Source organism: Rahnella sp. JUb53 (genome assembly GCF_004346065.1).
Taxonomy (GTDB): Bacteria; Pseudomonadota; Gammaproteobacteria; order Enterobacterales; family Enterobacteriaceae; genus Rahnella; species Rahnella variigena.
Genome location: NZ_SLYT01000006.1, coordinates 1 through 14,685 on the forward strand (window position 1 = coordinate 1; position 14,685 = coordinate 14,685).

14 protein-coding genes and 1 tRNA gene are annotated in these 14,685 nt (G+C 53.3%); 3 read left to right on the plus strand and 12 right to left on the minus strand.

Features of this window, described 5'->3' with window-relative positions; translation table 11 throughout:
- Positions 1–81: 81 nt before the first annotated feature.
- The 3 genes from EC840_RS14935 to EC840_RS14945 form a co-directional block, all read right to left on the minus strand.
- On the minus strand, positions 82–1,275 hold the full coding sequence (locus EC840_RS14935; protein ID WP_243701075.1) for a DUF4011 domain-containing protein: 1,194 nt from the start codon (positions 1,273–1,275) through the stop codon (positions 82–84).
- 432 nt (positions 1,276–1,707) lie between these two features.
- A tRNA-Asn gene (locus EC840_RS14940) sits at positions 1,708–1,783 on the minus strand.
- A gap of 160 nt (positions 1,784–1,943) precedes the next feature.
- The gene (locus EC840_RS14945) at positions 1,944–3,152 is read right to left on the minus strand and encodes a pyridoxal phosphate-dependent aminotransferase (protein ID WP_132965929.1); all 1,209 of its coding nucleotides are present in this window, start codon (positions 3,150–3,152) and stop codon (positions 1,944–1,946) included.
- 204 nt (positions 3,153–3,356) lie between these two features.
- Here EC840_RS14945 and EC840_RS14950 point away from each other — a divergent pair, with 204 nt between their 5' ends.
- On the plus strand, positions 3,357–4,559 hold the full coding sequence (locus EC840_RS14950; protein WP_132965931.1) for a gamma-glutamyl-gamma-aminobutyrate hydrolase family protein: 1,203 nt from the start codon (positions 3,357–3,359) through the stop codon (positions 4,557–4,559).
- Here EC840_RS14950 and EC840_RS14955 read toward each other — a convergent pair.
- The 9 genes from EC840_RS14955 to EC840_RS14995 all read right to left on the minus strand — a co-directional run bounded on the left by EC840_RS14955 (position 4,545) and on the right by EC840_RS14995 (position 12,239).
- Positions 4,545–4,964, minus strand: coding sequence for a PIN domain-containing protein (locus EC840_RS14955; protein WP_120161360.1), 420 nt, complete (start codon positions 4,962–4,964; stop codon positions 4,545–4,547). The genes EC840_RS14950 and EC840_RS14955 overlap by 15 nt on opposite strands.
- The gene (gene vapB / locus EC840_RS14960) at positions 4,964–5,197 is read right to left on the minus strand and encodes a type II toxin-antitoxin system VapB family antitoxin (protein WP_112288802.1); all 234 of its coding nucleotides are present in this window, start codon (positions 5,195–5,197) and stop codon (positions 4,964–4,966) included. The genes EC840_RS14955 and vapB overlap by 1 nt, the downstream gene beginning before the upstream one ends.
- Before the next feature lie 204 nt (positions 5,198–5,401).
- Positions 5,402–6,322, minus strand: coding sequence for a dihydrodipicolinate synthase family protein (locus EC840_RS14965; protein WP_132965933.1), 921 nt, complete (start codon positions 6,320–6,322; stop codon positions 5,402–5,404).
- A gap of 34 nt (positions 6,323–6,356) precedes the next feature.
- A complete protein-coding gene (locus tag EC840_RS14970; RefSeq protein ID WP_132965935.1) occupies positions 6,357–7,541 on the minus strand; it encodes a Xaa-Pro peptidase family protein in 1,185 nt (394 codons plus the stop codon).
- The gene (locus EC840_RS14975) at positions 7,538–8,635 is read right to left on the minus strand and encodes an enolase C-terminal domain-like protein (protein WP_132965937.1); all 1,098 of its coding nucleotides are present in this window, start codon (positions 8,633–8,635) and stop codon (positions 7,538–7,540) included. The genes EC840_RS14970 and EC840_RS14975 overlap by 4 nt, the downstream gene beginning before the upstream one ends.
- A 10-nt stretch (positions 8,636–8,645) precedes the next feature.
- Positions 8,646–9,809 carry a M20 family metallopeptidase gene (locus EC840_RS14980; RefSeq protein ID WP_132965939.1) on the minus strand — a complete coding sequence of 388 codons (1,164 nt, stop codon included), beginning with the start codon at positions 9,807–9,809 and terminating at the stop codon, positions 8,646–8,648.
- Between the two features lie 97 nt (positions 9,810–9,906).
- A complete protein-coding gene (locus EC840_RS14985; protein WP_132965941.1) occupies positions 9,907–10,650 on the minus strand; it encodes an amino acid ABC transporter ATP-binding protein in 744 nt (247 codons plus the stop codon).
- A 10-nt stretch (positions 10,651–10,660) separates the two neighbouring features.
- Entirely contained in the window at positions 10,661–11,374 is a 714-nt protein-coding gene (locus EC840_RS14990) for an amino acid ABC transporter permease (protein ID WP_095922431.1), read from the minus strand.
- A 46-nt stretch (positions 11,375–11,420) separates the two neighbouring features.
- On the minus strand, positions 11,421–12,239 hold the full coding sequence (locus EC840_RS14995) for an ABC transporter substrate-binding protein (protein ID WP_112288808.1): 819 nt from the start codon (positions 12,237–12,239) through the stop codon (positions 11,421–11,423).
- 192 nt (positions 12,240–12,431) lie between these two features.
- On the opposite strand from EC840_RS14995, the gene EC840_RS15000 reads away from it, so the two are divergent.
- The gene (locus EC840_RS15000) at positions 12,432–13,331 is read left to right on the plus strand and encodes a GntR family transcriptional regulator (RefSeq protein WP_132965943.1); all 900 of its coding nucleotides are present in this window, start codon (positions 12,432–12,434) and stop codon (positions 13,329–13,331) included.
- 400 nt (positions 13,332–13,731) lie between these two features.
- Positions 13,732–14,658: a nitrogen assimilation transcriptional regulator NAC gene (gene nac / locus EC840_RS15005; RefSeq protein WP_132965945.1), complete on the plus strand. Its 927-nt coding sequence runs from the start codon at positions 13,732–13,734 to the stop codon at positions 14,656–14,658.
- Positions 14,659–14,685: the final 27 nt, after the last annotated feature.

A 14,685-nucleotide genomic window follows, 5' to 3' on the forward strand; every position in this document is an offset into this window, starting at 1 on the left:
GCCGCCACAGTGCCTGTGAGGATCAACCCCCTGCAGCTTATGAAAGTGCCTGGTTCATGAGGCACGGAACAGTCTAGGAAACTAGGGTCTATTCACTTTGGCACTCTCGGGTAAATGCAGCAGGCGGTTGCGTGTTGTTAAATCTAAAAGTTTACGTTGCCATTGAATCAGACGGCCGACTGATTCTTTATCTTCAGATGTGTCGACATCAATATCAAACGAAGGCAAGAACGGCGCATCTTCAAAACCGTGGGAGATGATTTGTTCAGAATCGCTATGGTCTGGGGATGAGTTCGTACCGAGTGCAAGCGGGCGAATTTTTTGCATCCGCGCACGGCGTGTATCTATTGCTGCGTGGAATTTATCCTCAGTAAAATGCTGCAATGCTTCATCAGAAGCCTGAGTAAAAGAAGCCGGTTGGGCTTTGGTTGCCAGTGTTGTTTCAAATACAACCATCTCTTTCAGGTCGATGCGTTTTCTTACAGCGGAGACATCTTCAGTCACTAACTGCGCAAATTCTTGCGGTTGCAACCATAAGCCGGCAAAGGCGTGGCCTTCGGTGAGAAATACAAGTGAATTGAGGCCCAACTGCTCTAATGCGGATGCGAATAATAACGTGGTATCCAAACACGTTGCGACTTTACCTTCGATAATGGCACCTGACGTACGAATTTTCTGACCGTTAAGCTCAAAGCTTGCCGGTGGAAGGGCGTAGCTGATATTCAGATTACAGATTGCAGTCCAGAGCGCAGATGCAATTTCCCAGACACGAGTTCTGGATTTACTTTCGTAACCATCCAACCCTTCATTTTTACCTGCACTTCGCAGAACATCGGATGTCGCTTTGAGAATCCGGTCCACGGCGGGATCGTTTGGCATAATAAAAGAGGGCAGCAATTCCACCATTGCCTCTCCACCCCATTCATTTTTTGCCAATGCTTCAAGTGGATAACATTCAGTAAAAAGTTCTTCGTCGCCATGACGCAAACATAGTGTGACTTCACAAACGACACTTTCCGTTAATTCGGAGAGCCATTCTGCATTGAGCTTAACGTCCCGTTCCCGGATATCAACCGAGGAGTTTGGAAGTAAACGGTCAATTTTCCATTGTTTTGCTTCCAATACTGCAGGCGATGTTTGCAGATGTAATGTCAAATCCTGAAATGCTTGCTCCGATTCATTATGCAAGATAAGTTCACGTAATAGAGGAACCGCATTTTGATGTGATGTGAATCCCAGCTTACGTGCGACAATAACTTGTGCCTTAACACTCATATAAATGCTTCTCCAATGAGGATTATCACTAAAGCATTTAAATAAGATCAGCGCCTAGTGATTAAGATATCAGGTTTAGAAAGGGCGTTGATTAGGCTAGAAAGTAAAGAAAGGCAAAAGTAATTTATTCTGCAGAACATTTGCCTAATGTGTGAAAGAAAGTCAGCAAACGCAGGTACAGCATGCCATGTCTATCCGAAGGCCATACGCACTTATGAACAATCTGAGTTTCCCGATACAGTAGAGTATTAAGCAACGCTAATCTATAGGCTTGTGAAATCCGCCCATTATTGTTTTCAATCTCATTAATAGAGATCAATTTTCTTAGGGCTACCTCTCCATAAGCCTTTTCTCATGCAGAGATGATACCGGCATAAGAAAACACCAAAGCAAAACGCCCGCTTAAGTTTCCTTAAGCGGGCGTTTCTAATTTGGCTCCTCTGACTGGACTCGAACCAGTGACATACGGATTAACAGTCCGCCGTTCTACCGACTGAACTACAGAGGAATCGTTGGAACGGGGCGAATAATAGCGACTGCCCCGCGGCATGTCAAAGGGGAAACTCTATAAATGCGTTCGTTTGCTGATACTTTGGTCAAGTTGTTGACAATAGAGTCAAAAAGGAACCCGAAAGGCCTGTTTCTGCACTCTGTCAGCCTTTGCCCGGTTAACGCAATTCGCCGCAGGCGCGGGTGATCCGCTCACAGGCTTCCTGTAAACGCTTGTCATCAATGGCATAAGCGATGCGTAAATAGCCTGGTGCGCCGAAAGCTGAACCCTGAAGCGTTGCCACGTGGGCAAATTTCAGCAGATAAGCCGCAAAATCTTCATCTGTATGGAGGGACTCACCCGAAGGCGTTGTTTTGCCCAGCATTCTCTGGCAATTAGCGAAAACGTAAAATGCTCCTGGCGGAACCTCTGCACTCAGGCCGTCAATGGCGTTGATGCAGTTCATGATCAGGGTGCGGCGGCGTGACAGTATTTCAATCCACTCCGTGATGAATTCGCTGCCGTGTTCCAGTGCGACAACGGTCGCCGCCTGAGAGATTGAGCTTGGATTTGACGTGCTTTGGGACTGCAAAATTTGCATCGCTGAGATCAGCCAGGCCGGGCCTCCGGCATAACCCAGTCGCCAGCCGGTCATTGAATAACCCTTTGAAACACCGTTGACCGTGAGGATACGATCCTTCAGGCGCGGTTCAACCTGCGCCAGCGTGGCGAATTCGCCGGAGGTGAAACAAATTTGCTCATAAATATCATCCGCCATGACAAGCAACTGCGGATGTTCCAGCACAACGGCAGCCAGCGCCTTTAATTCTTCTGCAGAATACACCGCGCCGGTTGGGTTATTCGGAGAGTTGAGGATAACCCAGCGGGTTTGCGGGGTAATCGCGGCCGCCAGATCTTCCGGCTGTAATTTCCAGCCATGGCTTTCCAGGCAAGGTACTATCCTCGGCTCGCCTTCTGCCAGCGCCACCATGTCCGGGTAAGAAACCCAATAGGGCGCAGGAATAAGGACCTGATCACCGGCAGAAACCGTGGCTAAAAGAGCATTGAAGATCAGTTGCTTGGCTCCGCTACCTGCAATCACTTCGTCCGCACGGTAGCTGATCCCATTTTCGCGATTAAACTTAGTGATGATGGCTAGTTTCAGCGCGGCGGTACCGGCCACAGCGGTGTATTTTGTGTCACCTTGTACAATCGCATCGATGCCTGCCTGCCTGATATGTGCGGGAGTATCGAAATCGAGTTCGCCTTCACCGAGATTGATAACATCAACGCCAGACGCAATAAACGCGCGTACCTGGTCGGAAATCGCCGCTGTCGGCGAAGGGCGCACACGACGTAAACGAGGTGCAAGAAATTCAGCAGACATTGTTTCCCCTGTTTGAGCAATAACAAAATTGTATTATATGAATCATTAAAACCAATTTAAACTTACCATTCTTCTTTTTGCTTTGCTCATAATTTCTTCGTGCTGAGCAGCATTTTACCGGCGGAAATGGCACGGCAACTCGTTTGGCAGACTCCAGAGTCTGCGAAATGCCGTCACTTTCCTTTTATATTTCAAGGTTGTCTTATGTCTTTTATTTTTGTTGCACATGACACACCTGAGCCATCGCTGTACGGGGCGATGGCGGCAATACTGGCAGCACAAAAACATTTACCGTTAGCTCATCTGCCGGTGAGCTGGGATATCGCCCGCTATCCGGATGCCTGTCAGCATGTCATCGGCGAAGGACAGCTGATGACCAGCGGTTTGCTGTGGACTGAGCGAATGAATCCGCAAAGTGCCGGAAAGGTTATGGAGCTGGAAGACCTGCTCAATACTTACGGTACGCAGGATGTGGTGGTTCCGCTGGGGCCGATGCAAATTATTCAGTTCACGCAAATCGCCAGACAGGTGCGGGATAACGCGCTGGATTACGAACTGGTTACGGTTGAGCGCGCCAATCAGGGGTTTGTATTCAGGCGTCATGGTCAGACAGATGACGCGTCAGGATGCTGGTGGCGAGACCGCTACGGGCGCTGGATCAATCAGAACATGCCACCGCACACCGGCCCGTCATTGCGCATTGCGCTGGTCGGATCCCAGTCGGATCAATGCAGTATTTACCCTGCCACTCTGGCTGCTCTGGGGGACGCGGCAGATGCGCTGTCGTTATCACTGGACATGGTGTACGCAGCACCGCAGGCGCTGGAAGATCACCTGCATGAAGTGATGGAAAATGTCGATGGTATATTGCTGCCCGGAGGCTCAGCGATGTGTAATGTGACCGGACAAATTTGCGCGGCGCATTACGCGCTGAACCGTAATATTCCCATTCTCGGGCTTTGTCTGGGTATGCAAACCATGACCACGGCCATCGTGCAGAAAATGCTTGGTTCCACGAAAGCCAATCTTGCCGAAGCCGATGCTAATGCCGAAATTAAAACCTTTATCCCGCTGACGGATACGCCGACATTTCCGGTACATCGTCTTGGGGATTATCAGATGCATTGCCGTCCTGGCAGCAGATTAAATGACATCCTCGGCGATGAATTTACCGTGCGCTATAACCACCGCTTTCATCTTGAACCCAAACTGAAGCCCGATCTGGAGAAGTTCGGGCTGCATATCAGCGGGACTGACGCTACGGGAAAAATTGCTGATGGTATTGAGTTCACTCATCACCCGTTTTATCTCGGAGTACAAGGGCATCCGGAGTTGTCGTCACTGCGTGTGAAACCGCATCCGCTGCTGACCGCGTTTTTAAAAGCGGCGGGTTCAAAGCGCAGTTAAGGAAGGACCCACCCAGTTCTCAGTCAGGAGCCCGTCAACGCGGGTGAACTCATTCATATTATTGGTCACCATCACCATACCCGCGCTGCGTGCCTGTGCGGCAATATGAATATCGTTCACCCCAATCAGGTTGCCGCATTTTTCGAGGCAGGCACGGATATGTCCGTAATGCGCGGCAGCTTTCTGGTCATAGTCCACGATACGTAAATGAGAAACGAATTCCTCTACCGCCAGTTTGTTTTTGGTCGGACTGGTGCTTTTCGCAATGCCATGCAGTAGTTCAGCATAAGTGATCATTGAGATCGCCAGTTGATCGGCGTGCTGGTTGAATTTTGCCAGCACGCTCATCGGCCTGCGTTTGAGTATATAAATGACAATATTGGTGTCCAGCAGATAGGTCAGCATTAAAATGTATCCCGCTCAGACTGATCTTGTGAGGCGCGTTCTTCCATAAAATCATCCGTCACGCGCAGTTCGCTGTGGAAAAAATTATCCCATGTGTTATCCACTGGCGTTAAAACCAGTGAACTCCCTACTTTTCTTATCGTCACGATTTTTACCTCGTCTGGAAAACGGCACTCTGCCGGAATACGTACGCTTTGCGTCCTGTTATTTAAAAATACGGTGCCTTTGGGCATGTCGTTATTCCTCAGTAAGTTGTTTAAGCCGGAAATCTGCTCAAATAATACTCGCCTGAAAAATATAGTGCAAAGGTATATACGCCGAAAGGCGATGGCAAGGACATTAAAAATGTCATTGCTGAATTTGCGGGATGTCCCGGAAAAGCGGATGTAACGAGAGGAAATTCCCGCCTGCTCAGACGGGAGTTTTAGCAAAGCGGATTACTTCAGGGTGACGCCGGAACGCGGATCCGCAGCCAGACGCTGGAGTTCCTGCTCCACCAGCCCGATAACGTCAGGCTCCAGATCAATCAGTGGTGCGCGCACATGGTGACCGTCGAAGCCGCGCAGGTTCATGGCCGCTTTCACCAGTTGCGGCTGACCATAGCGGCGGGCGAGGGCGCGGTACGGATACCAAAGGCGGTGCAGTTCGCGCGCGGTGTTCGCATCGCCATTTTCCAGCGCACGATATGTCGCCAGAATGATTTCCGGCAACGCGCCGCTGTTAGTGGTGCTGATGCCATCAAAACCGCACATCATCGGACCTAAAAATGCCAGGTCAGAAGCGCAGAACAGGCGCAGACGTCCGCCCAGCCGGTTGGCAATCTGGTCAATGGCCGTCGGGTTCAGGTCACCTTGTTTAATGCCCACAACGCCTTCGATATCGGCCAGTTGCTCCAGCACCACAGGCGGTAACGTAATGCCGATGCCCGGCGCGTTGTACACCAGAATACCGGTGCGTGATAGCGGCGCCATCTGTTTGAAAAAACTGATGATTTGTGCTTCCGTCACTTCCGAAACAAACGGCGGTGTCACCATTGGGAGCCCGCCCAGATCACCCGCCAGTTGGGTTAAATCGCGCACGACGCGGGCATCGGAGCCGGCGCTGCATAACATTACCGGTACGCGGTTACCGACCACTTCCATGACATAACGAAACAGCGTGGCGCGCTCATCTGCGGTCATTGCCGGGAATTCGCCGTAGGTGCCGCCAATCAAAATGCCGTCATAACCGAGGCTGATGACGCGCTCGATATTGCGCGACAGCCCCGCGAAATCAAACTCGCCGCTGGCGGTAAAAGGCGTGACGGTAATATTAAAAATACCTTTCAGGCGCGCCTGGCTTTCACTGATGTCTTTCATTTATTCACTTCCCATCATCTTGTTAAACGCTAAATCAAAGTAAGGTCAGCGGACGATCCACCGTGCCGAGGGCGCGGTAGCCGGTTTCGGTCACCACAATGGTTTCACTGACACCGACGGTGAATTCGCCGTAAATGCGCAGTGCCGGTGGAATGTGGAAGGTCATGCCCGGCTGTAATTCAGTCGTGATGCCGCTGTAAAGGCTGAGGATCGCGCCTTCGCCCCAGTCAGGTGCAAATGAGATCCCAATCGAATAACCGGTGCGTTTTTTGAAGTTGTCGGTGTAACCGGCGCGGTCAATGACGGCCTGACACGCCAGATGCGGTGCTTCGCAGGTGGCGCCCGGACGAATGACATCCAGTGCAGCCTGCAGCGCTTCCTGACACACTTTTTCCATTTCCAGCGCTACGGCGGGTGGTTTGCCAAGCCAGGCGGAGCGCATCAGGGCAGCGTGGTAACGGTCATGCGTGGCTGCCATTTCCAGGAAAATCGGGTCGCCATCGAGAATTTTGCGACGTCGCCAGGTGCCGTGCGGTACGCCGGTGCGCGGACCGCTGGAAACCAGCGGTTCCATGCCCATGTATTCGGATCCGGCGGCAATGGCGGCGCCCATCATGGCGGAAACCAGATCGTTTTCAGTGGCACCGGCGGCAATCGCCGCGCGACCTGCCAGCATACCGGCATCAACGTAACGCGCTGCGTGGGCCATTTTTTCCAGTTCTGCGGCAGATTTCACCGCCCGCAGTTGTTCGATAACGCCGGCCGCGTCGTGAATAGTGCCGATTTCAGCCTGCAACGCTTCGTATACCGCCACGGGCAGGAACCAGCCGCGTTTGTCGATACCGATCCGGCTTTTCATCCAGCCGCGCGCTTTCAGCACATCGAGCAGGAAATTCACCGGATTATCGCCATCGGTATAAATCGCGGCGTCGCGGATAAAGGTGTTGGAGATAAAGTTGAAATACTCCAGCTGACGGATGACAAAAACCGGATCGCCTTCCACCGGCAACACCAGCGTCTGGAAGGTGTAATAGCCCGGCGTTTGCTGGCCGGTCAGATAAAAGATATTTTCCGGACCGGTGATGACCATGACGTCCAGACCGGCTTTGACCAGCAGCTGACGCGCTTTCGCCATGCGCTGCGCATATTCTGCTTCACGAAAGGCGGATTCTGCGCCTGGCACGACGCGGCCCAGATCGGGCAATGATGTTGCTGTCATTGTTCAAACTCCTGAATAAATTCTGCCTGAGAAGGGGTAAAGCGGATGCCAAGCCCCGCGCCCGGCTGGCTGCTGAGTAAACCCTGATGATAGGAAAGGCCGTGAACCGGGTCGTTGCCCAGCCCGTCGGCACCGTAAAGTTCTGCATAAGCCGGCTGACTGGCGCGGGCGACGTGCAGCGCGGCGGCGGTAGCGGCACCGCCTTCATTCATCTGGCCGATCATAAACGGCACACCCGCCGCGGTCAGGCGTCGTGCGGCCGCTATTGTCGGCGCAATTCCTCCCATTTTGACCAGCTTGAGATGCGCCATGACCTTGCCTTTGAGCTGCACAATACGTTCTAAATCCGCCTCGCTGCTCATGCTTTCATCAAGCATCAGCGGCAGCGGACTGACTTCGGCGAGCGCCGGGTAATAGTGCGCATTGGCGTCAGAAACCGGCTGTTCGAGATAACTCATTTCAAATTTCGCCAGCGACAGTAAATGACTGCGGGCTTCTTCCGGTTGCCATTGTCCGTTGGCATCGGCGGACAAACTGATCTCGTGTCCGAAACGGCGGCGCAGGGCGCTAAGGCGTGCTTCGTCCTCAGCAAATGACGCCACACCGACGCGCAGTTTCAGCTGAGTAAAACCGCGCTCCACATAGGCTGTGGCCTGTTCCAGCATCTGTTCCATCGGCGTCCAGAACAGCGTCTGGTTGGTGTGATAACTCACCGTTTGGCTGTTTTCTGCCCCGGCAAGTTCTGCCACGCTGATACCTTCCTGACGGGCAATCAGATCATGCAACGCGATATCCAGCAGCATGCGTGTCGGTGCCAGAAAATCTGCCATCCGTTGCGGCAGGTTGAGCAAAAGCGTGCTGGCAGGCTGGCTGAGATCCAGTTGCTGCAACGCACGGATCACATCACTCAACACCCTTTCGGCGCTGCAGCCATTGAGATAAGCGATATTGATACGCACTTCGCCCAGCCCGTTGACGTTTTTGTCTTCCAGCAGCAGATACAAGGTGTCCAGCCCTGGCACACTGCCCGAAGAGGCGGTGTAAAGTTGCAGATGCGGATACCGCAGGTCGGCGCGATACAACGTAGCTTTCACCGGCTCCTCCTCAGCGTTTGAGCATTTTCAGCGCGACATCGCAGTAAATTTTGCTGCCTGCGATGAATTCGTCGATCGGGATAAACTCATCAGGTTTGTGCGCGACCGCCAGCGAACCGGGGCCGATGATGATGCCTTTGGTTCCCAGGCTGCGAAAATGCACCAGATCGCAACCGCCCTGAAAACCGAACGGACCCGGTTCCGGATTGCCTTGTGCCGCGCAAGCTTCAACGCCGGCCAGCACAATCGGATCGCCGGAGTCGGTTTCGGTTGCACCGCCGGTGGTCGGTTTGAAGGTAATGATTTCGCTGCGTACACCGAATTTGTCATGGGCGAGTTGCAGTAAATCCTGAATCTCCTGTTTCACTGCGTCTTCGTCTTCGCCAGGCACCATGCGACGATCGAGCAGTAATTCGCAGGCACCCGGCAGTACGTTATCGGCATGACCGCCGTTAATGCGGGTGACCGTCAGGCTGGCATTACCGACCAGCGGATGACAGCGGCAGCGCACGGTGTGCTGGTGGGTTTCTTCCACCAGACCGAGCAGTTGTGCGGCGCGGAAAATAGCGTTCTCGCCCAGTTCCGGTGTGCCGGAGTGAGCGGTGACGCCGTGAACGCGGACCAGCGGGCGCAAACTGCCTTTATGTGCCGAATACGTGGTGTTAGAGGTTGGTTCGCCGATCACCACGAAGTCGATATGTGCCGGGGCTTCGCGCACGTAAAACTTCGCACCTTCGCTGGCGACTTCTTCGTCGGCGACAAAAATCGCCATCAGCGTGCCGCTCCAGTCGTTGCGGTTGGCCGCCAGCCAGCGCATGGCTTCGATCATGGCGATCAGCGGCCCTTTGGCGTCGCAGGCACCGCGACCATATAACCGGCCGTCGCGTTCGGTGAGGGTGAACGGATCCTGCTGCCAGCCTTCACCAGCTGGCACCACGTCGATGTGGGTATTAAAAGCAAAGCACGGCCCTGCGCCATTTTCGAGGCGGCCAATCACGTTGGTGCGTCCCGGCGCGTATTCGCTGAGGGTCATGTCGAAGCCGATTTCGCTGAGCATGGCGCTGATAAGTTCAGCGGCTTCGCGTTCGCGCCCTGGCGGATTTTCGGTATTGATAGCGACCAGTGCGGCAAGGTCACGTTTCATTCTGCTGATATCGGGCGATGAAAGGCTCATCGGTGTCTCCTGAAATACAGTATTTGAAATACAGTTTGTGGCAAAAGTCAGGCCCCTGGTGAGAGCGCAGTGTGTGATTCAGTGCTGCTAAAAGTGATTAATGTAAGATTTGATCTAAGAAACGTTGCGCCCGCAGGCTGACGTCGCCGCCGAAGAATTTTTCGCCGGACGCGTTTTCTATAATTTCGCCGTTTTCCATAAAGACGATTTGGTTGGCCGCGCGTTTCGCAAAGCCCATTTCATGCGTCACCACAATGCTGGTCATGCCTTCGGCGCTGAGATCGGCCATCACGTCGAGCACTTCGCGGATCATCTCCGGATCCAGCGCTGAAGTCGGTTCATCAAACAGCATCAGTTTCGGTTTCATCGCCAGCGCGCGGGCAATGGCGACGCGCTGCTGCTGACCGCCGGAAAGCTCATCAGGAAACGAATCGGCTTTATCCGGAATACGCACTTTGCCAAGCAGTTCCAGTGCCTGCGCTTCGGCTTCACTGCGGCTGACGCCCAGCACGGTCATGGGTGCCAGCATGATGTTTTCCGCGGCAGTCAGATGCGAAAACAGCTCGTAGTTCTGAAACACCATGCCGATGTCCTGACGCAGTTTGTGCGGCTCCATGCTGGCGTGGGTGATGTCCTGATCACGAAAGAAGATCGCGCCGCCCTGAATCGGTTCCAGCAAATTAATGCAACGCAGCAGGGTGGATTTGCCAGAACCGGACGGGCCGATCAGCACTACGGTTTCGCCCTGAGCCACATTCAGGGAACAGTTTTTCAGAACGTGTTGTGCGCCAAAATGTTTATCGACGCCGATGATTTCCAGAACCGGTTTGGATTTATTCACGGGCTTCTCCTCAGTTTGGTGTACTGCTGCGCAGCAGGCGTTCGGTCAAAGACAGCGCGGGTTTCTTACGCTTTTTCGGATCAAGAGAGCGTTCCAGCCAGGCCTGTCCGACCATAAAGATCGACGTCAGCACCAGGTAGTAAATCCCGGCGGCGCACAAGGCTTCGAAATAACGGAAGCTTGCGCTGGCGGTTTGGTTGGCGATAAGCAGAAGTTCCTGCACCGCAATCACTGACACCAGTGCGCTGGATTTGAGCATGCTGATCATCTGATTGCCCATCGGCGGCAGCACAATCCGCGCGGCCTGTGGCAAAACTATCTTGCGCATGATCTGGCTTTGGGTCATGCCGAGCGCCATCCCGGCAGTACGCTGACCGCTGCGTACGGCCTGCAAACCGGAGCGCAGAATTTCTGCCATATAGGCGCCCTCATTTAAGGACAGCGCCATTACCGCGCAGGTAAAGGCGGAGAATCGCAGGCCAAAGGTCGGCAGAACGTTGTAAACGAAAATAATCTGGAACAGCACCGGTGTGCCGCGAAACAACCACAGATAAAAGAAAGCCAGAACGGAACCCGCACGGAAGCGGGATTCCTGCAGCAGGGCCAGCACCAGCCCGGCAATAATGCCAAAGAACAACGAGCACACCGTTAACAACAAGGTCATTAATGCGCCCTGAAAGAACGCCGGTGAGAACAGGTATTGCCAAACAAGATCAAGTGACATGAACTTTCCTCAACGTCAGGGCAAAGCTTTTCTTAACTTTGCGGTTTCAGAAAATGGACACTGAAGCCGGGAACTGCCATTTGCTGATGATTTTCTGATACGTGCCGTCTTTCACGACATCCTGAAGGCCTTTTTCCAGCAGCGATTTCATTTCTGTATCGCCTTTACGCACGGCAAAACCGATGTGCGTGTCAGCTTCAAATTCAGCACCGACGGCTTCGAAGGTGTCACCTTTTTCGCTCAGCAGCGCTACCGCGCCCGGTGTTGACAGGAATTCCGCATCGGCACGTTTTTGGGCGACAGCGACGGCGGAATCGGTGGCTGCCGGGAAGGTCAGCACGGTCAGTGCCGGTTTTTTGGCATCGAGACATTTCTGGTTATCCGCACGCGCCTGGCTTTCTTCGATGCCGCCCAGCGTCACGGCAATGTTTTTTCCGCACAGGGACAAATCACGGCCAGTGATATTTTCCGGATTTCCTTTTGCCACAATCACGCGGCTGCCGATTTTCAGGTATGGCACGAAATCGACCTGCTCAGAACGGGTCGGGTTGATGTACATCGCGGAGTTAATGATATCCAGACGTTTGCCCTGCAATGCCGGGATCAGCCCTTTGAATTCCATCGACATCGGCGCCGGTTTCAGCGCCAGTTTTTCAGACATGGCGGTGATCAGGTCGATATCGAATCCGGTCAGCTTGCCGTCTTTGGTAAATTCAAATGGCATGAACGTGGCGGCGGTGCCGTACGTCAGCTGACCTTTGCTGACCAGAGCAGGTGCGGCGGCCTGGCTGAACAGCGGGGCACTCAGGCAAATAGCGGCCAGAGAGACGGCGGCATATCGACGCAAAAAATATTTTTTTGACATGACAGACTCCTGTTTCCCATGAGCAAGATTGCTCTTTGTGTCTCATTAAATACAATTAAACTTGTGAGTCAAGGCTCTTTTTTGGTGCATTAATTGCACGATCTGGGGGCTTTATCACCAGGCTTCACCCTCCTCAAGGCTTGTGATATTGTACAAACCTAAACAACAAATACTTTCAGGTGCTGCTATTCCATGACCCAAACTACGACAGCCAGCGGAAGGCGTCTGGCAAACCAAATCCTTGACCTGATACGTGAAGCAAAATTTGAGCCAGGTCACCATCTCAGGGAGCAACAGCTTGCTGATATGCTCGGCGTTTCCCGCACGCCGGTGCGTACCGCCCTGAAATTGCTGTGTGAATTAGGGATTATCGAAGCGCGGCGTAATCAGGGTTTTTTCCTGCTGAAAGCCTTCGATGAACTCCAGCGCATCAGCATCGATATCCCCGCCAGCAGCGATCAGGATTTATACGAGCAGCTGGTGAAAGATCGCATTGCCGGAAAGTTGCCGGATTCCCTGACGCAAACTGAAATCGCTCAGCGCTATGACGCCGATCGCGGGGTGCTGGCGCGCACGTTGTTGCGGCTGGCCGAGGATGGCCTGATCGCCCGCAATAAGGGGCATGGCTGGTCGTTTTTACCGACGCTGAATACCGATGTGGCGCTGAGTAACGGCTACGGATTCCGCCTGATGATTGAGCCGGGTGCGATGCTGGCGGCGGGTTTTCATGCCGACAAGAGCGCGCTGCGCCGCCTGCGGATGCAGCATATTTATCTGATAACGCATCCGGATATTCTGGCCGTTGATGGGCGTCAGATTTTCGAAACAGATGCGACTTTCCACGAGATGCTGGCGGAATTCAGCGGCAACATTTTTGTTTTGCAGGCGATCCAGCAGCAAAACCGGCTGCGTCGTTTGCTTGAGTTTGGCAGTTACACCAATAAACACCGCGTGCGCGAATGGTGCGAGGAGCACGTCGCCATCCTCGACGCCGTGATGGAGGGACGAATGGAGGCGGCGGCGGAAATGATGCGCAGTCACCTGCAATCGGCTTATCAGATGGTGCTCAACAAAGTCAGTAAAGTTGGGTAAGTCATTGATGCGAAATTGATTATTTTCGCAATACGTTAAGCAGAGGAAAAAGTGATGGATTTTGGTATTCAGGGCCGCGTGTCAGATTGCGGCCCTTGCTGTGGCTGCCTCTGTTATTAACCCTGCTAATTTATAAGGATGACCTATAAGAATGCATGATATTGGTGCATCCTTCCTTTGCAGCGCATTTCATTCCCTTCTTTTTTTTCATCGTCGCCAGTTTTCTGCTCAACGTGCGTAATCGTTTTCTCTTATATTTTGCGGTATTAGCTTTCTGAACGGGCGTTTTTTACCTGCGCGCCGGAGATTGGCGTAAATCTTGCTTTTATTAGTCCAGCTTATTATTCGCATCACTAACGACCGCCCGGGGTTACCCCTTTCGCGCAAGATGGAGACAGAGATGAATCTCAGACGTCTGAAGTACTTTGTGAAAATCGTCGATATCGGCAGCCTGACGCAGGCCGCTGATGTTCTGCACATCGCCCAACCGGCACTGAGCCAGCAACTGGCGACACTGGAAGGAGAATTGCAGCAACAATTGCTGATTCGCACCAAGCGCGGCGTCACTCCTACCGAAGCCGGTAATATTCTTTATTCCCACGCGCAGGCGATTTTGCGCCAGTGCGACCAGATCCACAGCGCGGTCAATAATGCCGGTCAGTCGCTGAACGGGCAGGTTTCCGTTGGTCTTGCGCCGGGCACGGCGGCTTCTCAGCTGGCGGTGCCGCTGTTACAGGCGGTGCGTAAACAGCATCCGGGCATTTTGTTGTATCTGAATGAAAATTTCGGCACGGCGCTGGGTGATTTGGTTCTCAACGGTCGCATGGATATGGCGGTATTTTATGGCACCAGTATGGCCGCCGGACTGAGCAGCCAGCCGCTGATGAAAGAGGATTTGTATCTCGTCGGGGCGCACTCGGTGCTGAATCCGGGGAAATATGTCGAACTGAGCGATGTGGCGAAAATGAATTTATTCATGCCGCGCTCGCACAACGTGACCCGCCGTCTGGTGGATGACGCTATGGCGCTGCGCCGCCTGAGCGCGAATATCATCGGGGAAATTGAATCTGCTGCCACGCTGACTGCCGCCGTGGCCAGCGGTCTGGGCGTCACCATTTTGCCTGAATCTGCTGCCCGTGCCATGACCGGTCCGGCGAAAGCCTGGATGTCATGCATCAGCAGTCCGTCGATTCAGGTTCCGCTTTCACTGTGTGTTTCTGAAACGCTGGCATTATCGCAGGAAGCGATGGCGGTGAAGAAAATTCTGCTGTCACTGGTCTTCGAGCAAACCGCACCGGTTCTGGAACCGATGCTGGTCGCGAGCTGAAATCTGACGTTGCCCTCATCCCGAAGG